Source organism: Providencia heimbachae ATCC 35613, assembly GCF_001655055.1.
In the GTDB taxonomy this organism is placed as follows: domain Bacteria; phylum Pseudomonadota; class Gammaproteobacteria; order Enterobacterales; family Enterobacteriaceae; genus Providencia; species Providencia heimbachae.
The window spans coordinates 48,599-68,155 of the sequence record NZ_LXEW01000003.1; the positions used below are offsets into that span (position 1 = coordinate 48,599).

Below are 19,557 nucleotides of genomic sequence, written 5' to 3' on the forward strand. Positions count from 1 at the left end.
AATTAAAATAAATTAACGGGAAGTAATAATGAGTTCTTCATAACCTGAAAGGGGGCAGTGCTCTCGGCTGAAGGTATTATTTTCTAATTCGCCAATTACCAGTTCTAAGGTGGTTCTGACGGTACAACCTGGCATCATATGACCACCACTCATGTGACCATTTTCATCTGATACAGCAAGGTGCAGGTGTTCTCCTTTAGCATCTAACGTGCCAATTAAAGAAACAATTTCAAATTTACCTGTGGTTGAGTGGGTGTTCTCTTGGCCCGCGAAACGTAAAGCAACATCGGTTAAACTGCCTACACAGCCTGCAATAAAGGCGGCTTGTAGGTTATTTTGTTTAATCTGTTGTCGTAAAGTCAGAATAACATCTTCCCCAGGGCTCAAACGGACGGCAATAAAGCGAGCGCTTGAATAGGGCGATAAAGATTTAGTCATATCATCAATCCAAATAAGAGTTATAAGCAAAGCCAGAGCAACGTGTTGAATGCATTAGTTACTTAGCGTCATTATACGCGATAATAAAAGCTTGTCTGAGGCTAAAGACTTTTGGCGGTATATTCAGTAAAACTCGCTACTAGTTGATGTTTATGGCTGATTAATATGGCAGAAGCAGTAATTAAAAATTTAAACAGTGGTGAATATTCCGATAATTTAAGTTAAGTCTCATTGGTCGAGTCTTGTTACTTAATGTCGATGGGCTCTCGATACTGGAAGAATGATGGGTATATTGCGTAAATGTTTGCTTCTTTAATCGTGAGTCAATAACATGTTTTAATCTATGTTTATTGTATTGGTTTACCTATAAACCGGTTTGTTTCACAGGGAATAATTTATGAGCAATGTCGACTCGACGTTGATAATTTTATTGGTATTAGCGGGTCTTGGTATCATCAGTCATAACATGACTGTCACTCTCGCGATGCTATTTTTGTTAGTGGTGCGAATTACCCCACTAAATGATTTTTTTCCATGGGTAGAAAAATATGGTCTCACCATTGGTATTCTTATTCTTACCATTGGGGTAATGGCACCAATAGCCAGTGGTAAAATATCCGCTAATGATGTGCTGAGTTCATTTTTAAACTGGAAATCGATACTGGCGATTATCATCGGTATCGCCGTTTCTTGGTTAGGCAGCCGTGGTGTGAATTTGATGTCTCATCAGCCATCTACAGTGGCAGGGCTTTTGGTGGGAACCGTTATTGGTGTTGCGCTATTTCGAGGGGTACCGGTTGGGCCGCTTATTGCCGCAGGGATATTATCCTTATTAATTGGTAAATCTTAAATTCCCCATGCTAAATAGAACATTATCCGACATTTGTAGACAACTTCGTCAAAGTGGTTATCGACGATTATTCGTTTTGTCGGGTGAAAATGGGTGGGTTGAAGCACAACTTGCCAACATAACAGCGCAGTTGAGCGGGGATTGGCTGACCGTTTCACCTACGATGCCAGATAGTATAATGCCTGAAAAAGCACATTTATTACTGGGAAGGGAATTCACCCACGCTATTTTCGATGCAAGACAAGGGTTTCACAGTGAGTCATTGGCGATATTAGCGGGGACATTGAAAGCGGGAAGTTTGCTTGTGCTGTGTACGCCTCCCCAAAAACAGTGGCCTGAAACACCTGATGCCGATAGTTTACGTTGGAATGAGCACCATGGTGTTGTTGCAACACCTAATTTTGTTCACCATCTACAACGAGTGATTAATTCCTCTGTGTCAGTGCTGGTTCATCAGCAAGGCACGAACCCGCAATTGACATTATTAGCTGATTACCCTCCATGGTCGCCTCCAACGGGGCAGCCAACTCAACAGCAGAAACAGGCACTTGAACAACTGCTTCTGGCTCAGCAAGGTGTCTGGGGACTCATTGCACCTCGAGGGCGAGGGAAATCAACAGTCGCAGGAATGCTGATTCAGCGATGGCAAGGAGAATGTTGGGTTTGTGCACCGGCAAAAGTCGCGACTGAAGTTTTAGAGCAGCATGCTGAAAAAACATTTGTATTTTGGGCACCTGATGCATTGTTGAAATATTGCCAAAGTGGTGAAAAAATCAGTGCGGATTGGTTGGTGATTGATGAAGCTTCAGCCATTCCCACCTATATTCTTCGCCAGATTATCACTTATTTTCCGCGAGTATTGATGACGACGACAGTGGACGGTTATGAGGGAACAGGGCGAGGTTTTATCAGTAAATTTTGTAGTACATTAAATAATTTTACGGCTTTAGATTTAAATGAGCCTATTCGTTTCGCCAATCATGATCCCCTCGAAAAATGGTTAAATGAAGCATTATTACTGACGGAACCGGCTTTCAATGCAGTTGCTGACTGTACCATTCAATTCAAATCGGTGACTCAAGCACAATTATCCTATCAGCCTAAACAGCTTAATGCTTTTTATGGGTTGCTGACGAGCGCACATTATCGCACTTCACCATTAGATCTTCGTCGGTTACTTGATGGTCAAGGGCAGCATTTTTCGGTTGCAAGTATTTGCCCCAAGACGATTGACGAACAATATTTGGGGGCATTATGGATGGTAGACGAAGGGCAGTTAGCACCGTCGCTTATCTGGCAAATTTGGGCGGGTCTACGTCGACCGAGAGGTAATTTAGTGGCTCAGTCCCTCGCAGCACACAGTTATTTCCCATTAGCTGCTGAGTTATCATCACGCCGAGTGACACGCATTGCCGTTGAATCGAATTATCGCCGACAACAAATTGGGCTCAAGTTGATTGAGTTAGAAAGACACCAAGGTGAAAAAGATAACTTGGATTTTTTATCGGTCAGTTTTGGCTTAACCCCCGAGCTATTATCATTTTGGCAAAAAGCAGGGTTTAGCTTAATCCGTATTGGTAGCCATAAAGAGGCGAGTAGTGGTTGTTTCACAGGGATGGCAATTATGCCATTGTCTCAAGCTGCCCAACAATTATGTCAGAGAGCAGAGCATCTATTACAGCGTGATTTATTTTGGCGAGCGGATTTAACTGAATTTAATCTTAAATATAGCCAAGAACAGGCGCTTTGTGATGAAGACTGGCTTGAATTAGTCGGTTTCAGTGAGTTTAATCGACCCCTTGCGGCGAGTTATGCCGCAATACAGCGCTTATTACAATTGCATCCATTTTCCCAAAATGCGTTAGGCCTGTATTTTCAAGCACGATTGCCCATCGAAAAAATAAGCGAGCAGCTAAATTTAACAGGGAAAAAACAGTGGTTAAAACAAGCTCGAATCGAGGTTGGTGAGTTAATTAGTCAGCATCAATCAGAGCTTATTTTATTGGTTAGAAAAAAGGTTATGGCTTCTTATTCTTAGGCCAGTCATCGTCATCATCCCATAAGTGATTGTTATCTTTGTGCGGAGGAATTTCGGGTTTATCATCAAGAAACTTCTTAGGGTCGAGATCCATCATTGCTTTTACTGAATTCCAGATAACACCCACCAGTAGCAGTAAAATAATCCACCAATAATCAGCTAACCATTGCATAGTGACCTTCTATTTTGTCTGAAAATAAGATGTAGCAGGCACGAAAGTTGATGCGTTGTGCTTTTCTTCGAGTCCATTTAGCATTACATTACTTATATTGTTGATAACATTCAAGGTTACCACAAGTTTGATAGGGATATTCTACGCTATTTTATCTATTACGGGGGAGCCTAAGTGAATATAAAGAAAATCATATTCATTATTATTGGCTGGCTTGCCGTAGTATTAGCCTTTGCAGGTGTTGTACTCCCTGTTTTGCCGACAACCCCATTCTTATTATTGGCGGCTTGGTGTTTTTCTCGTTCATCTCCACGCTTTCATCACTGGCTACTTTATCGCTCGTGGTTTGGTGGTTATATTCGCCATTGGCAGACCCATAAAGGCTTACCTAAAGGTGCAAAGCCCAAAGCAATCACCTTGATATTAATTACTTTTTCATTTTCTATCTGGGTAGTCAGCTATTGGTGGCTAAAAATAGGGTTATTCGCGTTGTTGTGCTGGTTACTCTTTTTTATGTATCGCTTACCTGTCGTTGATGACCCAATACCCGCAAGAGAAAAGCGAGTAGGTAAATGATAAGCACCTTTTAATTTAATCATCAGTGAAAGGTGCGTATCAATTTTAATTAAGATCATTCAGGTAGTTTAATATAACGATTAAAAATAAAATCAAGATTATCCAATAGCCAAGCTTTACCTAAAATATCTTCTTGCAGTAAAACTGTTTTTATCACTTCTGGCGTTAAAAGTTGTTCTGCTTCATGGGATAGCGGCCAATAACTAATGTGCCATGGCTCATCGGCAACACCTGCATCTTTTGCCGTAAAAGGGCGGTAAAAATCAAATGTCGCCATATTATCGGTCATCCACGAATTTAACTCAGCAAAATACCCGCCAGTTTCATATTCCCATGGTTCTAATTGCAACGTTTGCCCTGCGGGGATACGTAGCGGGTCATAGATATCAATTTCCGTTCCCCAGTGATGACGACTGGCTCCTGGGAGTGCAGACCAATGTAAAATTGTTTCGCATAGTTCGCCTTCACTCAGTGAGCAGATATCTATTGGCTGGCTATGTTTATCAAGTACAGGGCGTTTACCGCTAAATTTTTCATTCCAGATCAATAATTGGCGTGAAAAATCGCGAAATGCACTGGCTGATTGCAGCTTAAATCCCGCTTTTGCTGCCGCTTGTTGCATGGCAAGAAAAGCCTTTGTGGCATTAAACTGTAAACGATGATTACCGCCTAATGTGACTAAATGGTCGGTTGAACGCCCTGTTAGCATCTCGATAGTTATCATAGTAAGAGCAACTCCATGATCCGCTCATAAATTAAGGCCAGCTGTTGTAAATCATCAACACTGACACATTCATCAACTTTATGGATGGTGGCGTTTAAGGGGCCTAACTCAATAACATGAGTTCCCATTTGGGCAATGAATCGCCCATCAGAGGTGCCACCGCTGGTGGACAATTCAGCCGTACGGCTAGTAAATTCATTAATGGCTTGTACCGTCGCTGTGACTAACTTACTATCACCGGTCAAAAAAGGCTGACCAGAAAGTGACCACTCAATTTTGTAATTTAAACCATGACGAGTGAGCATCTCAGCGACTTTTTCACGGATAATGGTATCAGTCAGTTCAGTACTGAAACGAAAATTAAATTGGACAAAAAACTCACCGGGGATCACATTGTTAGCCCCTGTACCCGCATGAATATTGGCAATCTGCATACTGGTCGCGGGGAAAAATTGATTACCTTGATCCCACTGAGTCGTGGTGAGTTCTTGTAAAAAAGCGGTTGCTCGATGGACTGGGTTATCCGCAAGATGAGGATAAGCCACATGCCCTTGAATACCGATAATGGTTAGGTTTGCTGTGATAGAACCGCGGCGGCCATTTTTTATTATGTCACCCAGTTTTGATTGGCTCGAGGGTTCCCCGACTAAGCAGTAATCAAGGCGCTCATTGCGGCTGATTAAGGCTTCAACCACTTTTACGGTGCCGTGAGTGGCTTTGGCTTCTTCATCTGAAGTAATTAAAAAAGCAAGACGACCACGATGGTGTGGATTTTTTTCCACAAAGCGTTCAGCGGCAACAACCATCGCAGCAATAGAGCCTTTCATATCCGCAGCGCCACGCCCATAAAGGTGTTGATTAATAATCGTTGGGGTAAAAGGTGGTGTTTGCCAGTGGGTTGCATCCCCTGCCGGAACAACATCAGTGTGCCCTGCAAATGCCAAGGTTTCACCTTCTTCACCAAGATATGCCCAGAAATTTAACGTATCACCAAAGGGCATTTGTTCAATAGTAAAGCCTATTTTATCCAGACGTTGTATTAATAATGCTTGGCAACCTTGGTCATCAGGGCTAATTGAGGGTCTTGAGATAAGTTCTTTCGCCAGTTGAATAACAGGACAATTCATTTTGGTCACCGCTTTATTTTATAAAATTTTGATATTCTTCGACAGAAAAACCCACTAAATAACGGTTATCGGGGGAGACAAGTACAGGGCGCTTAATCATTGCGGGTTCAGCTAGCAGAACTTTTTTAGCGCTTTGGGCATCAACGACTGAATTTTTCTGTTCATCGCTAAGTTTACGCCATGTGGTTCCTCTTTTATTAACAAGGATATCCCAACCTAAATGAGCGATAAATGTCGATAATAACTCATCATTGAGACCATCAGCACGATAATCATGAAACTGGTAGTTGATCCCATTATCTTCTAAGTAACGGCGGGCTTTTTTGATGGTGTCACAATTTTTAATACCATACATAATGTATGGGGAAGAAGGGGGGGTTGGCATGAGATTTTCCTCTAAAGGCTAACTATTACCTTATATAATGCGGGAAAATGCTTTTATGGTCTACCCCTGCGAATAGGAAATAATTATTAGAGCTATAATTTATATAATCCTAATAATATTTAAATATTATTTGTTGTGAAGTAATTAAATAAAATTTAATTACATTGAAATAATTACACTTAAATGAGGTTGTTTTATTTTGAGCGCATATAAATTAAACTTGCCTCAAGTCTAGAACGTACATGTAATTTTTTAAGTAAATTTCGAACATGCACTTTCACTGTTTCTTCAGATATAAATAATAAATTGGAAATTTCTTTATTTTTTAAACCCGTAGCCATTTCATGAAGTATTTCACATTCGCGGCGAGTTAATGTCGATAATGGGTCTTTAGATTGGTGACGAGTAATTATATGCTGATAAACTCTTTCACTAAAAACATGATGACCCACTGTCGCTTTCCTCATGCTATTCATCAGCATATCAAGATCGCAATTTTTTAATAAGTAACCTTGTGCGCCAGCGTCAATTGCACTGTAGATATCCATTTTCATTGTCGAGAATGACAGCACAAGTAAGTAACTATTAGTGCAATGTTTGCGTAATAGTCGCATCGTTTCGAAGGTTTTGTTACCATGCATATTAATATCAATCATAATTATATCTGGTTGTATGCGAGTGGCAATATTGAGTGCTTCAGCGCAATTGCAACTTTCAGCGGCAACAACAAAATGTTTGTCCAAATTCATTAATTGCCGTAACCCAAAACGGACAATAGGATGTTCATCGATAATCATAACCGTGTGACTAGACATAGTGGGTTCCTTTTCATATTTTAAGTGTTTTAATTTAAAACTATTTTTAATTAAAAGACCGGCTATTTAAAGTTGAGATATCATTACTCTTAGTGGATTTTTTAATTGTTATTTTAATAATGTAAATAACGGAATGTATTAATATTAACTGTTTGAAATGGAGCAGTGTTTTGATAATACATTAAATTTTAAAAAATAATAACTCGGATTGAAGGAAATTAAATTAATATTTAAAAATGATATTAATAAAATTAATATCAATATAGTTTAGATAAGGGCGCTCTGAATCTTTTAGTTACAAAATATTTGCTATTCTCTTTGTAACCAAAAGATTTTTCTGGAAATTGCCGCCATGATCATGATTTGCTAGCAAGATGTGTTTATACTGTTATCGCTCTTACCCTACCAATTTTGAAAGGACTTGATGATGGATGATAAATTAAAACAAAGTGCTCTTGATTTTCATGAGTTTCCTCATCCAGGGAAAATAACGGTCGTACCCACTAAGCCATTAACAACTCAACGGGATCTTGCATTAGCATATTCACCAGGTGTTGCAGTCCCTTGTCTTGAAATCGCCGAAGATCCATTAAAAGCTTATCGTTATACCGCTAAAGGAAATCTGGTTGGCGTTGTTTCTAACGGTACCGCAGTACTTGGATTAGGTAATATCGGTGCCTTGGCAGGAAAACCTGTCATGGAAGGAAAAGGCGTATTATTTAAAAAGTTTTCAGGTGTGGATGTTTTCGATATTGAAGTCGATGAAACGGATCCTGATAAACTGGTTGATATTATTGCATCACTTGAACCCACTTTTGGCGGCATTAACCTCGAAGATATTAAAGCGCCGGAGTGTTTCTATATTGAGCAAAAACTGCGTGAAAGAATGAAAATTCCAGTCTTCCACGATGACCAACACGGCACTGCGATCATTTGTACTGCAGCTGTAATTAACGGTTTGAGGATCGTTAAAAAAGACATTGGCGATGTAAGACTCGTTGTATCAGGTGCTGGCGCAGCATCAATTGCCTGTATGAACTTGCTAGTGGCTTTAGGATTAAAGCGCGAAAATATCACTGTTTGTGATTCTAAAGGTGTTATCTATAAAGGTCGTGACGACAAAATGGATGTCACCAAAGCCGCTTATGCGATTGACGATAATGGTCAACGCACACTCGCTGATGCTATTCCAAATGCAGATATCTTCCTTGGTTGCTCTGGCCCGCGTCTTTTAACGCCAGAAATGGTTAAAACGATGGCGCAAGATCCACTTATTTTAGCCCTTGCAAACCCAGAGCCTGAAATACTTCCGCCTTTGGCAAAAGAAGTTCGCCCTGATGCGATTATTTGTACTGGCCGCTCTGATTATCCTAATCAGGTCAATAATGTGCTGTGTTTCCCCTTCATTTTCCGTGGTGCGCTTGATGTGGGTGCAACAACAATTAATGAAGAGATGAAATTAGCCTGTGTTTACGCTATCGCGGATTTAGCACTTGCTGAGCAGAGTGAAGAAGTGGCATCTGCTTATGGTAACCAAGACTTGTTCTTTGGCCCTGAATACATCATTCCTAAGCCGTTTGACCCACGCCTAATTGTCAAAATTGCCCCTGCGGTAGCTAAAGCGGCGATGGACTCCGGCGTAGCAACGCGCCCAATTCAAGATTTTGATGCTTATATCGAAAAATTAAATCAGTTTGTTTACAAAACAAATTTATTTATGAAACCTATTTTCTCCCAAGCAAAAACAGCGAAAAAGCGCATTGTCTTAGCGGAAGGTGAAGAAGAGCGTGTGTTGCATGCGACGCAAGAACTTGTTTCCCTTGGCCTTGCTTTCCCAATTTTAGTTGGACGCCCAAGTGTTATTGAAATGCGAATTCAAAAACTTGGCTTACATATTGAGCTGGGTAAAGACTTCGAAGTTGTTAACAACGAAAACGATCCACGTTATAAAGAGTATTGGCAAGAATATTATCAAATCATGAAACGCCGTGGTGTATCCCAAGAGATGGCGCGTCGTGCAGTGATTGGCAACCCAACATTGATTGGTGGGATCATGGTACTGCGTGGTGAAGCAGATGGTATGATCTGCGGTACTGTCGGTAGCTATGGCGAGCACTATGAAGTGGTTAAAGATTTATTTGGCTTCCGTGAGGGTGTCCATGCCGCAGGCGCAATGAATGCATTATTATTGCCAACGGGTAATACATTTATCGCCGATACGTATGTTAATGAAGATCCCACACCAAACGAATTAGCCGAAATTACGTTAATGGCCGCGGATACCGTTCGCCGTTTTGGTATTGAGCCTAAAGTTGCTTTACTCTCACGTTCAAGCTTTGGTTCTTCAGATTGCCCATCGGCGCAAAAAATGCGTGATACTTTAGCATTGGTTAAAGCTCGCGATCCAAATCTAGAAATAGACGGTGAAATGCATGCGGATGCGGCATTAGTTGAATCTATCCGTAAAGATGTTATGCCGGATAGCCCACTAAAAGGCTCAGCTAACTTATTGATTATGCCAAATATGGAAGCTGCACGTATCAGTTATAACTTACTGCGTGTGACCAGCTCAGATGGTGTAACTGTGGGGCCTGTCTTAATGGGTGTTGCAAAACCCGTCCATATCTTAACGCCAATTGCTTCTGTTCGTCGTATTGTGAACATGGTGGCATTAGCGGTGGTTGAAGCACAAACTAATCCACTGTAAATTTGAGGATGGTTTAATCCATTCTAATTTAGCCTAGTTTCGAAAGACTTCTGTTTTTTATAAATAGAAGTCTTTTTTAATTGAAAATGATTCTCATTATCTGTATTTTGATTATCCTGCAAATCAAAAAATGGAAAATACAATGATATCAGTTAGATTGAAGGCAATTCCTTCGATTCTTCTTTTCAGTTTATTCTTTCTTGCTGGCTGTGTTCAAAAGGTAGAACAGCGACCATTACAATTAGATGACAAACTAACTGCCCATGGTCAATTAGTTGATTTAGCAACGGGTCAGCCCGTTTCCCCTCAAGAATTAGTTCAGCAACTCGCCAATTCGCCTCGAGTCATTGTCGGTGAAAAACACGATAATCAGTATCATCATCAAATAGAGCAATGGTTAGTGCAAGAAATGCAAAAAAAACGTCCACAAGGCGCAGTACTACTTGAGATGATCACGCCTTCACAGCAAGCCAGTGTTAATAATGTAAAACAACAAATGCAGGGTAATCCGTATATTCGTGATGAAAAATTGCAATCAGCCATAAAATGGCAAAAGGGTTGGCCGTGGGAACTGTATGGTCAGCTGGTTAAATTTTTATTGAGTACGCCATACCCGTTATTAACCGCTAATCTGGATAAAACAGAAATTACCACGGCATACCAAAATCCGCCGACATTAACAGGTGCACATTCTACGTTACCGATAGTTCAAGAGTTAATCAGTAAAACAATTGAGAGTTCTCATGGTGGGGAATTAACCGCAGAACAAGTGACTAAAATGACTGTTATCCAGCAATTAAGGGATCGAAGAATGGCAGAGTCGTTACTTGCGGCGCCGACACCTGCCATGTTATTTGCGGGTGGTTATCATGCTACTCGCGCAATTGGTGTACCACTACATGTACAAGATCTTGCACCAGAAGCTGATATCAAAGTGCTGATTATTTCCGAACAAGACAATGAGATAGATAATTTACATGCTGACTATGTTTGGTATACACCTAAACAATAGCGGTGTGTACTTGAGCAACACACAGAAGAATTTGTATGTATTCTGAGCAATATGATGATAGTCCGCAGATAATTATCATCAATCATTAATAAATGTGATCTATTTTGCTTTTAGTTAAAGAAATAGTTTTTATTTGCATTTGTTATTGATTATCATTTGCGTCTTTATCGGTTCATGTAAAGACAAAAAATGAATACAGCAATTTTAGAGCAGGGTGGCCAAGTAACCAAAATAGGAAGCTCGGTCATTTTTGCTATCATTTTACACCTTGCTATTATTGGCTTCTTTCTGCGAACTGCTCAATACGAGCAATTTGAAGAGCTTCTACCACCGCCATCCGTGGTGATGGAAATATCGATGGAAGCTGAAGCTGAGCAACTGACAGAGGTTAATATTGGTCAAACACAAGCGTTATCCGTTGCCAGTCAAGAGCAAGCCTCAAAAGCGGAAGAAGTGTTGCTTCCCCCAATGGCGGTAAATGAACAGGCCGAAATCCAAGTTGCGAAAACCGAAAAGAAAAAAGTAAAGCCTGAATTAAAGAAAGAGAAAGCTGAAAATAAAGAAAAGCGTGTAAAAGAACTTGAGAGTGATAAATCAAAGGCCAGTGATGCACCGGTAACCAGTGATGCGGCAGCTTTACAAAAAACACAGCGGGTAGCGGCTCAATTTAACAGTAGCTCACAGTCTAATTATGATGCTAAAAGGCAGTGGGAAGCGATGGTGCTGGGAAAACTGAATAAATTCAAACGTTACCCTGATGATGCTAAACGGCGCAATCGCACCGGAACACCTGTTGTTGAGTTTGATGTTGATCCCCAAGGGAACGTACTGATGAATTCGTTGGTCAAAAAATCAGGAACACAATCTTTAGATAGGGAAGCGCAGAAGGTACTTTCGAGAGCGGAGCCATTACCACCACCACCCGCTGAAATGATAAAAAATGGCCGTGTCACGGTGCGAATTCCCATCGATTTTACCATTGAAACTGATTAATCAATTAGGATAAAAAATGCTTAAGCGTTTAAATTTGTTGTCTGAGACACGCAGAGCCGCTAAATTTTGTGTCATTGCATTATTCGGTCTATATACAAGCATTAGCTTTGCGGAGGAAAACATGTCAGCACCTAAGGCAAAAAAACAACCCCATACCCTGACAATTCACGGTGACGTGCGTGTCGATAATTATTATTGGTTAAGGGATGACGAGCGAAAATCACCTGAAGTTATCGATTATCTTACAAAAGAAAATCAATATACCCAGCAAGCGTTAAAACTCGGTGAACCATTAAAAAAGCAAATTTATGACGAATTGCTTGCGCGAATGAAGCAAGATGATGAATCTGTTCCTTATGATTTTAATGGTTATACTTATCGCACCAGAGTGGAATCGGGTAAAAACTACTCTATCTATGAAAGACGCCCAATTAATAGTGATGGTGAATGGGATTTGCTTGTCGATGGTAACCAACGAGCAGAAGGCTTAGAATATTATCGGATGGGAGCGATGGCTATCTCACCTGATAATACCACGATTGCGATTGCTGAAGACAGGCAAGGTCGTAATGAATTCGCGGTTTCATTTCGAAAAATAGCGAATACTAATTGGCAAGATGATGTATTAACCAATACATCCGGCAATATTACGTGGGCGAATGACAATCGTACGCTGTTTTATGTTAATAAAGATCGCCAAACATTGCTGCCTTATCAAGTACTGCGCCATCAATATGGTACTAAGCAAGAACAAGACCAATTAGTGTATGAAGAAAAAGATGATACTTACTATGTCAGCTTATCTAAATCCACTTCAAAAGATTATATTTTAATTGGTATAACCAGTACGGAAACATCAGAATATCGTTTAATTGATGCAAATAATCCGAATAAAGAAGCGCAAATATTTAAAGCTCGTCAAGTCGGCGTGGAATATTATCCGGATCACTTCAATAATAAATTTTATATTCGTTCCAACCATCAAAATCCATTATTTGGGTTATATACTCAAGATACAAATACAAAAGACTGGGCTACATTAATTGCACCACGTGATGATATTGATTTAGAAGGTTTTGAGTTATTTAACCAATGGTTGGTATTAGAAGAGCGTAAAAATGGTCTGGTTAATATTCGTCAAATTAACTGGCTGACAAACAATGAGAATTATGTCAGTTTTGATGACCCAACTTATATGGCATGGGTTTCAAACAATCCGGAACCAAATACCAATAAACTACGTTACGGTTATTCATCAATGACCACTCCATCATCTGTGTATGAGATTGATATGCAGACACAAGAGAAGCTGTTATTAAAGCAAGAAGAGGTGCCTGACTTTGATAAAGCAAACTACCAAAGTGAGCGTTTGTGGATCACGGCGGCTGATGGTGTAAAAGTTCCGGTTTCACTGGTTTATCGTAAAGACTTATTCAAAGAAGGGAAAAATCCACTCTTAGTTTATGGCTATGGTGCATATGGCTATGGTATCGACCCTTCATTTAGTTCTTCTCGTTTATCATTACTCGACCGTGGTTTTGTTTATGCAATCGCGCATATTCGTGGTGGCGGTGATTTGGGGAAAAAATGGTATTTACAGGGTAAAACCATTAACAAAATGAATTCCTTTACTGACTTTATTGATGTAACAAAGGGGGTGATAGCGCAAGGCTATGGTCAGCCAGGACATGTTTATGCGATGGGGGGTAGCGCAGGTGGGTTATTGATGGGGGCCGTGGTTAATATGGCGCCTGAACTGTATGAAGGTGTTGTCGCCGCAGTGCCTTTCGTGGATGTCGTGACAACCATGTTAGACCCGTCAATTCCGCTCACGACCGGTGAGTATGATGAGTGGGGAAATCCTGAGAATGAAGAAGCTTATTGGCGCATCAAAGCATACAGCCCATACGACAATATCAAACCGCAGCGTTATCCGCATATGTTAGTCACAACGGGATTACACGATTCACAAGTTCAATATTGGGAACCGGCAAAATGGGTCGCCAAACTTCGTGATATGAAAAAGGTGACTCATTACTATTACTTGAAACAAATATGAGTGCGGGTCACGGTGGTAAATCAGGACGTTTTAATGCATTAGATGATATTGCATTGGATTATAGTTTTATATTGATGTTAGAAGATAAAAAAACATTTTTTCCACAATTAAAATAATTAAATAATAATTAGCCGAATATACTCTAAATAATTCAGAGTATATTTAGGCTAATAACTGCCATGGCAACCATATTGGATGTCATGTCAGTCTTAACAGAGCTTTTTTCTCTGTGATGGAAATGTGGGCGCATGCTGAATTATTGCGTTTACAGGAATGGTTTAATGAATAATAAGATAATAATTATTGGTGCTAGCATGATAATGACTAGCTACCCTGGGTTTTCTTTGGCTCAAAATTCACAGCAACAAGTAAAAAATCATGATGAAGTGGTTAAATTTAGTAAATTGAAAATTTCGGGAGCGCAGAAAAAAACACCTTTAGTTAATGCCCTAGAAAAACCGGGGGCATATAGTGCAATTGGTACTGAGAATAAATTGCAATCATTGGATAAAATCATTCGGACAATGCCTGGAACTTATACCCAAATGGATGCCAGTCAGGGAACCGTCAATGTGAATATCCGTGGCCTCAGCGGGTTTGGCCGTGTCAATATGATGGTGGATGGTGTAACCCAAAGTTATTATGGCATATCACCTAGCCAATATACCCATGGTCAGCAACCCAATAATGATTTCGGGGCATTAGTTGATCCTAATTTTATTGTTGAAGTCGAAGTCGAGAAAGGTCAATTAAATGGCAGTAACAGTATTAATGCTTTAGCAGGAAGTGCAAACTTTAGAACAATTGGTATTGATGATGTTATTTTTGCGGATAATTTATATGGGCTTCGCAGTAAAGGAAGTTGGGGAGATAATGGCATTGGTTATAATGGGATGGTGGCGGTTGCCGGTAAGAGCTTATTAAATTCAGATGAAGGGTACTTTGGTGGTTTAATTGCCGTTAGTGGGCATAATATTCCCGGAAGTTATAAAAATGGAGATGGTTATGATAGTGATGATTTTGCTACTGATTCAACATATAAACAAAAGCCACAATCTCAATTAACGAAATTAAAGTACAAACCCAATGATCGCCATGAATTAGAGTTTAGCGGACGATTTTTACAAAATAAATTAACGCGTCGAAAAATTGAGAGTGAAGATTATTATTTAAAATATAAATACACGCCATTAAATGAACTCGTGGATGTCGAAGTATTAGTAAATCACAGTAAAAGTAATCAAAAATTTGAAGGGGATTCTCTTGGTTGGGCTCTAAGAGAAGGGGGAGCTAAGAATACTGCTGATGGTCTTAATCTATCGAATACCAGTCGTTTTTCATATGGTGACATCGATTTTCAATGGAAAGTGGGTTCTAAATTATCCAAAACCAAATATGAAAAAACAGTCACCTCAGTAATAGATAATAATACATTGACCTATAATGCTTTTTCACCTGAAGGTACGTTAGATTTAGCCAGTGGTTATACGCAATTAGAAGCTAAATATGATATTTATACTGCTGTTTTTGATTTGAATTATATTCAATACCGTTTAAAAGGGCATAAGCCTGCTTGTGATAAAACAGAAAAATGTTTCCCACAAGAAGAGACAAATATTAATTTAAAAGAAAGTGGCTTTAATCCTGGAGTATTACTTTCTGCTGAAATATTACCTGAATTTCAACCTTTTGTTAGTTACGCACATTCAATGCGAGCGCCTAATTCACAAGAAGTCTTTTATTCACAAAATGGCGGTCAGAGTATGAACCCATTTTTAAAAGGTGAAACCGCCAAAACATGGCAGGTAGGTTTTAATAGCTTTAAACCAGATTTAATTGTTGATGGTGACCAATTTAATCTAAAAGCGTTATGGTTTAATACTAAAATTAAAGATTATATTACCAGTAAACCCTATTTATTATGTCGCCCAACTAATGATGCAGAAATGGAATGGTGCTTAATGAATGATGATGTATGGGATAAAGAATTCCCAGATATCTTCCAAAAGAGCTATATCTATTCGAATGAACCGAAAGATGTCAATTTGCGTGGTTATGAGTTACAAGCAAACTATGATGCTGGTGTATTTTATTCAACGCTTTCCTACACGAAAGAAACAGGCGATCAGCCAACATCGATTGCTAAAATGGCTGACTTTAGTGCTGGTGATTTTACTGAATTGCCGGATTATTATTTAACTTTAGATACCGGTGTACGCCTGCTCAATGAGGATTTAACACTAGGAACTACAGTGACTTGGACCGGGCCATCCAAGCGTATAGGGGTTGAATCTATCGTTGATAATAATGGTAATGCTTTGAAAGATAAATATGAAAAGCAACCCACTGTCATAGACTTATATGCAGATTATAAGGTCAATAAAAACATTAAATTAATGATGATGGTGAATAATGTAACAAATGAAAATTATTCAGATGCATTAAATCGTTCTAATTCCACCGCGATAATGGAAGAGCGTGGTAAGCATAATGCGACGGCAAGAGGGCGGAGCTATATGTTAGGTGGGGAAATTCGCTTCTAAATTTAATTAATTATCCGCCACCCATCAAAGTGGCGGATAATCTAATCGATAAACTCAGCCTGATAACTTTTTAGTTGTTTTTTTCGCTTTATTTTTTTCAATATGAGTGATTTCACTTTCCACCCAGCCATCATTAAGGCGAGTCCGCAATTGTTGCCCTAACTTAACTTGCGAGGTCTTTTTAAGCACTTCGCCATTAGGTGCCTCACTAATACTAAAACCACGAGCAAGCGTTGCTAATGGGTTCACCGCTTCCATTTTTGAACAGGCGACAGCAAAACGTTGACGATAGCCATTCACTAAATTAGACAACATATTTTGTAGATGAAACTGTGTTTGTTGCAGTTGTCTTTGCTGCTTCTGTAATTGTGGGCGCAGATCATTTTGCAGTAAACGGCGCTCAGATTTTTCAAAACTCAATGTTGCACTTTGCAACTGGCGAGTGATTGATTGTGCCAGTTTTTGCTGCAGCAAATTAAGTTGATTCTGTTGCCTTGCAAGACGTAACTGTGGATGTTGTTGCTGTAACCGATGTTGTAGGCGAGAAAAACGTTGTTGCTGCCCAGCAAGGTAATAATCCATTGCCATTTCAAGATGTTGTTGCTGCGATTGTAATTGACGTAGCATTTCAGTTTGATTACGACTGACAAGCTCGGCAGCCGCTGATGGCGTAGGCGCACGAACATCAGCCACATAATCGGCAATCGTGACATCCGTTTCATGACCAACAGCACTAATAATAGGCAGTTGGCTGCTAAAAATTGCTCTTGCGACGATTTCTTCATTAAAGGCCCACAGATCTTCTAAGGAACCTCCGCCACGACCCACGATCAGAACATCACATTCATGACGTAAATTGGCCAGTTCAATCGCGCGGGCAATTTGTGCAGGGGCTAACTCACCTTGTACAGGGGTAGGGTAGATCACAATGGGCAACGAAGGATCACGTCGACGCAAAATATGCAAAATATCGTGTAAAGCGGCGCCGGTTGCTGACGTTATGACACCAACGCATTTTGCGGGTACCGGCAATGGCTTTTTATGGGTAATATCGAATAAGCCCTGCGCGCTCAGCGTCTGTTTTAACAGCTCAAAGCGTTGTTGAAGTAGACCTTCGCCGGCAGGCTGCATACTTTCAATGATAAGCTGATAATCGCCCCTAGGCTCATACAGGGTAACCGTGGCACGGACTAGTACTTGCTGGCCATTTTGTGGACGAAATGTGACCCGGGTATTTTGCCCGCGAAACATCGCCGCACGAACCTGAGCTTTGTCATCTTTCAATGTCAAATACCAATGACCGGAGCTAGGTTGTGAAAAATTGGAGATTTCGGCAGTGAGCCAAATCCGTCCCATCTGACTGTCTAAAAGTTCCCGAACAGTCTGATTGAGCTTACTTACAGAATAAATTGCGCTATTTTGTTGAGTCGACATGTGAGCCAGATCAAATTGTTAAAACAATGACTTAATGGATAGATACTAACGTAGCTATTGGAGTTATCAAGTTTTTTTTCAAAAAAAGGCTGGAAGCAATCGATTACGGTGTGTATAATTCCGCTGCAATATTTTATACCTTTCCATAACGCTGCCTGGTGGGATATTGCCTATGTTACGCATTAAAAAAGAAGCACTAACTTTCGACGACGTATTACTCGTTCCTGCGCACTCAACTGTATTACCGAATACAGCCGATCTATCGACTCAACTGACCGCAAACATCCGCCTAAATATCCCGATGCTTTCAGCTGCAATGGATACTGTCACTGAATCTAATCTTGCTATCGCGCTTGCTCAAGAAGGTGGTATTGGTTTTATTCATAAAAACATGACCATTGAGCGCCAAGCGGAAGAAGTTCGCCGTGTGAAAAAACATGAAAGCGGCGTGGTGACTGACCCGGTTACTGTCACACCTGATACCACCATTCGTGAAGTTCAAGAAATGGCTAAGCGTAATGGCTTTGCAGGTTATCCTGTGGTTTCTAAAGATAATTTATTGGTTGGGATTATCACAGGTCGTGATGTGCGCTTTGTGACGGATCTTGACCAACCGGTTACTGCAGTGATGACTCCCAAAGAACGTTTAGTCACCGTTAAAGAAGGTGACGCCCGCGAAATCGTTTTACAAAAGATGCATGAAAAACGTGTTGAAAAAGCGTTAGTTATCGATGATAACTTTCACTTATTAGGGATGATCACGGTTAAAGACTTCCAAAAAGCAGAGCGTAAACCAAACGCCTGTAAAGACGAGCAAGGGCGTTTACGTGTTGGCGCTGCTGTTGGTGCCGGTGCAGGTAACGAAGAGCGTGTAGACGCACTGGTGGCTGCGGGTGTCGACGTATTATTGATTGACTCCTCACACGGCCATTCAGAAGGTGTATTGCAACGTATTCGCGAAACACGTCAAAAATACCCAGACTTGCAAATTATTGGTGGTAACGTGGCAACAGCTGAAGGCGCAAAAGCCCTTGCTGATGCAGGCGTTAGTGCTGTTAAAGTCGGTATCGGTCCAGGATCCATTTGTACAACACGTATTGTAACGGGTGTTGGCGTGCCACAAATTACCGCAATTGCTGAAGCAGCAGAAGCTTTGGAAGGTACGGGTATTCCTATTATCGCTGATGGCGGCATCCGCTTCTCGGGTGATATTTCTAAAGCGATTGCCGCAGGCGCAGCTTGTGTCATGGTGGGTTCCATGTTTGCAGGGACTGAAGAATCGCCGGGCGAAACTATTTTGTTCCAAGGCCGTACTTATAAGGCTTATCGGGGGATGGGTTCTCTGGGCGCAATGTCTAAAGGGTCATCAGACCGTTATTTTCAGTCTGATAATGCCGCAGATAAATTAGTACCTGAAGGTATTGAAGGACGCGTTGCTTACAAAGGCCACTTAAAAGAGATCATTCACCAGCAAATGGGTGGCTTGCGCTCCTGTATGGGGCTGACCGGATGTGGTACTATCGATGCATTAAGAACGAAGGCAGAATTTGTCCGCATCAGTGGTGCCGGTATTCAAGAAAGTCACGTTCATGACGTTACCATCACCAAAGAATCTCCGAACTACCGTTTGGGGCAATAACAGATAACGTTTCAGGGTGACGCTGTACTTGTGACAGCGTCACCA

15 protein-coding genes and 1 pseudogene are annotated in these 19,557 nt (G+C 40.6%); 9 read left to right on the forward strand and 7 right to left on the reverse strand.

Annotated elements, in window-relative coordinates:
- Nucleotides 1–12: 12 nt before the first annotated feature.
- Nucleotides 13–438, reverse strand: a complete 426-nt coding sequence (locus tag M998_RS00310) for a PPC domain-containing DNA-binding protein (protein WP_068444405.1) — start codon at nucleotides 436–438, stop codon at nucleotides 13–15.
- Nucleotides 439–835: 397 nt separating this feature from the next.
- Here M998_RS00310 and M998_RS00315 point away from each other — a divergent pair, with 397 nt between their 5' ends.
- Nucleotides 836–1,288: a DUF441 domain-containing protein gene (locus M998_RS00315; RefSeq protein WP_068444402.1), complete on the forward strand. Its 453-nt coding sequence runs from the start codon at nucleotides 836–838 to the stop codon at nucleotides 1,286–1,288.
- 7 nt (nucleotides 1,289–1,295) lie between these two features.
- Nucleotides 1,296–3,326, forward strand: coding sequence for a tRNA(Met) cytidine acetyltransferase TmcA (locus tag M998_RS00320; protein ID WP_068907089.1), 2,031 nt, complete (start codon nucleotides 1,296–1,298; stop codon nucleotides 3,324–3,326).
- Here the strand turns inward: M998_RS00320 and M998_RS00325 are convergent.
- Nucleotides 3,307–3,498, reverse strand: a complete 192-nt coding sequence (locus M998_RS00325; RefSeq protein ID WP_068444395.1) for a YpfN family protein — start codon at nucleotides 3,496–3,498, stop codon at nucleotides 3,307–3,309. The two genes, M998_RS00320 and M998_RS00325, sit on opposite strands and share 20 nt — an antisense overlap.
- Before the next feature lie 180 nt (nucleotides 3,499–3,678).
- On the opposite strand from M998_RS00325, the gene M998_RS00330 reads away from it, so the two are divergent.
- Complete coding sequence (locus M998_RS00330) at nucleotides 3,679–4,074, forward strand: DUF454 family protein (RefSeq protein ID WP_068446507.1); 396 nt, start codon at nucleotides 3,679–3,681, stop codon at nucleotides 4,072–4,074.
- A gap of 55 nt (nucleotides 4,075–4,129) precedes the next feature.
- Here M998_RS00330 and M998_RS00335 read toward each other — a convergent pair whose 3' ends face one another.
- The 4 genes from M998_RS00335 to M998_RS00350 form a co-directional block, all read right to left on the reverse strand.
- Nucleotides 4,130–4,798, reverse strand: coding sequence for a M15 family metallopeptidase (locus tag M998_RS00335; RefSeq protein ID WP_068907090.1), 669 nt, complete (start codon nucleotides 4,796–4,798; stop codon nucleotides 4,130–4,132).
- A complete protein-coding gene (dapE, locus tag M998_RS00340) occupies nucleotides 4,795–5,925 on the reverse strand; it encodes a succinyl-diaminopimelate desuccinylase (protein ID WP_068907091.1) in 1,131 nt (376 codons plus the stop codon). Before dapE ends, M998_RS00335 begins: the two co-directional genes overlap by 4 nt.
- A gap of 13 nt (nucleotides 5,926–5,938) precedes the next feature.
- Complete coding sequence (locus tag M998_RS00345; protein WP_068444386.1) at nucleotides 5,939–6,310, reverse strand: ArsC family reductase; 372 nt, start codon at nucleotides 6,308–6,310, stop codon at nucleotides 5,939–5,941.
- A 194-nt stretch (nucleotides 6,311–6,504) separates the two neighbouring features.
- A complete protein-coding gene (locus M998_RS00350; protein WP_068907092.1) occupies nucleotides 6,505–7,125 on the reverse strand; it encodes a LuxR C-terminal-related transcriptional regulator in 621 nt (206 codons plus the stop codon).
- A gap of 427 nt (nucleotides 7,126–7,552) precedes the next feature.
- Here M998_RS00350 and maeB point away from each other — a divergent pair, with 427 nt between their 5' ends.
- From maeB to M998_RS00375, 5 genes and pseudogenes are all read left to right on the forward strand, one after another.
- A complete protein-coding gene (maeB, locus tag M998_RS00355) occupies nucleotides 7,553–9,832 on the forward strand; it encodes an NADP-dependent oxaloacetate-decarboxylating malate dehydrogenase (RefSeq protein ID WP_068444382.1) in 2,280 nt (759 codons plus the stop codon).
- Nucleotides 9,833–9,974: 142 nt separating this feature from the next.
- A complete protein-coding gene (locus M998_RS00360; RefSeq protein WP_082912981.1) occupies nucleotides 9,975–10,844 on the forward strand; it encodes a ChaN family lipoprotein in 870 nt (289 codons plus the stop codon).
- A gap of 189 nt (nucleotides 10,845–11,033) precedes the next feature.
- Nucleotides 11,034–11,837: an energy transducer TonB gene (locus M998_RS00365; RefSeq protein ID WP_068444377.1), complete on the forward strand. Its 804-nt coding sequence runs from the start codon at nucleotides 11,034–11,036 to the stop codon at nucleotides 11,835–11,837.
- Between the two features lie 121 nt (nucleotides 11,838–11,958).
- A pseudogene (locus M998_RS00370) lies at nucleotides 11,959–14,012 on the forward strand (S9 family peptidase).
- A gap of 165 nt (nucleotides 14,013–14,177) precedes the next feature.
- Nucleotides 14,178–16,439, forward strand: a complete 2,262-nt coding sequence (locus M998_RS00375; RefSeq protein WP_068444374.1) for a TonB-dependent receptor domain-containing protein — start codon at nucleotides 14,178–14,180, stop codon at nucleotides 16,437–16,439.
- A gap of 54 nt (nucleotides 16,440–16,493) precedes the next feature.
- Here the strand turns inward: M998_RS00375 and xseA are convergent, their stop codons facing one another.
- On the reverse strand, nucleotides 16,494–17,873 hold the full coding sequence (xseA, locus tag M998_RS00380; RefSeq protein WP_068907094.1) for an exodeoxyribonuclease VII large subunit: 1,380 nt from the start codon (nucleotides 17,871–17,873) through the stop codon (nucleotides 16,494–16,496).
- A 172-nt stretch (nucleotides 17,874–18,045) separates the two neighbouring features.
- On the opposite strand from xseA, the gene guaB reads away from it, so the two are divergent.
- Entirely contained in the window at nucleotides 18,046–19,512 is a 1,467-nt protein-coding gene (guaB, locus tag M998_RS00385) for an IMP dehydrogenase (protein ID WP_068444367.1), read from the forward strand.
- The last annotated feature ends 45 nt before the right edge of the window (nucleotides 19,513–19,557 follow it).

What these genes read in the sequence shown, in the direction of transcription:
- M998_RS00365 (WP_068444377.1), top strand. Translation starts at nt 11,034, where the DNA reads ATGAATACAGCAATTTTAGAGCAGGGTGGCCAAGTAACCAAAATAGGA.
- guaB (WP_068444367.1), top strand. Translation starts at nt 18,046, where the DNA reads ATGTTACGCATTAAAAAAGAAGCACTAACTTTCGACGACGTATTACTC.
- M998_RS00320 (WP_068907089.1), top strand. Translation starts at nt 1,296, where the DNA reads ATGCTAAATAGAACATTATCCGACATTTGTAGACAACTTCGTCAAAGT.
- dapE (WP_068907091.1), bottom strand. Translation starts at nt 5,925, where the DNA reads ATGAATTGTCCTGTTATTCAACTGGCGAAAGAACTTATCTCAAGACCC.
- M998_RS00360 (WP_082912981.1), top strand. Translation starts at nt 9,975, where the DNA reads ATGATATCAGTTAGATTGAAGGCAATTCCTTCGATTCTTCTTTTCAGT.
- M998_RS00350 (WP_068907092.1), bottom strand. Translation starts at nt 7,125, where the DNA reads ATGTCTAGTCACACGGTTATGATTATCGATGAACATCCTATTGTCCGT.
- M998_RS00315 (WP_068444402.1), top strand. Translation starts at nt 836, where the DNA reads ATGAGCAATGTCGACTCGACGTTGATAATTTTATTGGTATTAGCGGGT.
- maeB (WP_068444382.1), top strand. Translation starts at nt 7,553, where the DNA reads ATGGATGATAAATTAAAACAAAGTGCTCTTGATTTTCATGAGTTTCCT.
- M998_RS00335 (WP_068907090.1), bottom strand. Translation starts at nt 4,798, where the DNA reads ATGATAACTATCGAGATGCTAACAGGGCGTTCAACCGACCATTTAGTC.
- M998_RS00345 (WP_068444386.1), bottom strand. Translation starts at nt 6,310, where the DNA reads ATGCCAACCCCCCCTTCTTCCCCATACATTATGTATGGTATTAAAAAT.
- xseA (WP_068907094.1), bottom strand. Translation starts at nt 17,873, where the DNA reads ATGTCGACTCAACAAAATAGCGCAATTTATTCTGTAAGTAAGCTCAAT.
- M998_RS00310 (WP_068444405.1), bottom strand. Translation starts at nt 438, where the DNA reads ATGACTAAATCTTTATCGCCCTATTCAAGCGCTCGCTTTATTGCCGTC.
- M998_RS00375 (WP_068444374.1), top strand. Translation starts at nt 14,178, where the DNA reads ATGAATAATAAGATAATAATTATTGGTGCTAGCATGATAATGACTAGC.
- M998_RS00325 (WP_068444395.1), bottom strand. Translation starts at nt 3,498, where the DNA reads ATGCAATGGTTAGCTGATTATTGGTGGATTATTTTACTGCTACTGGTG.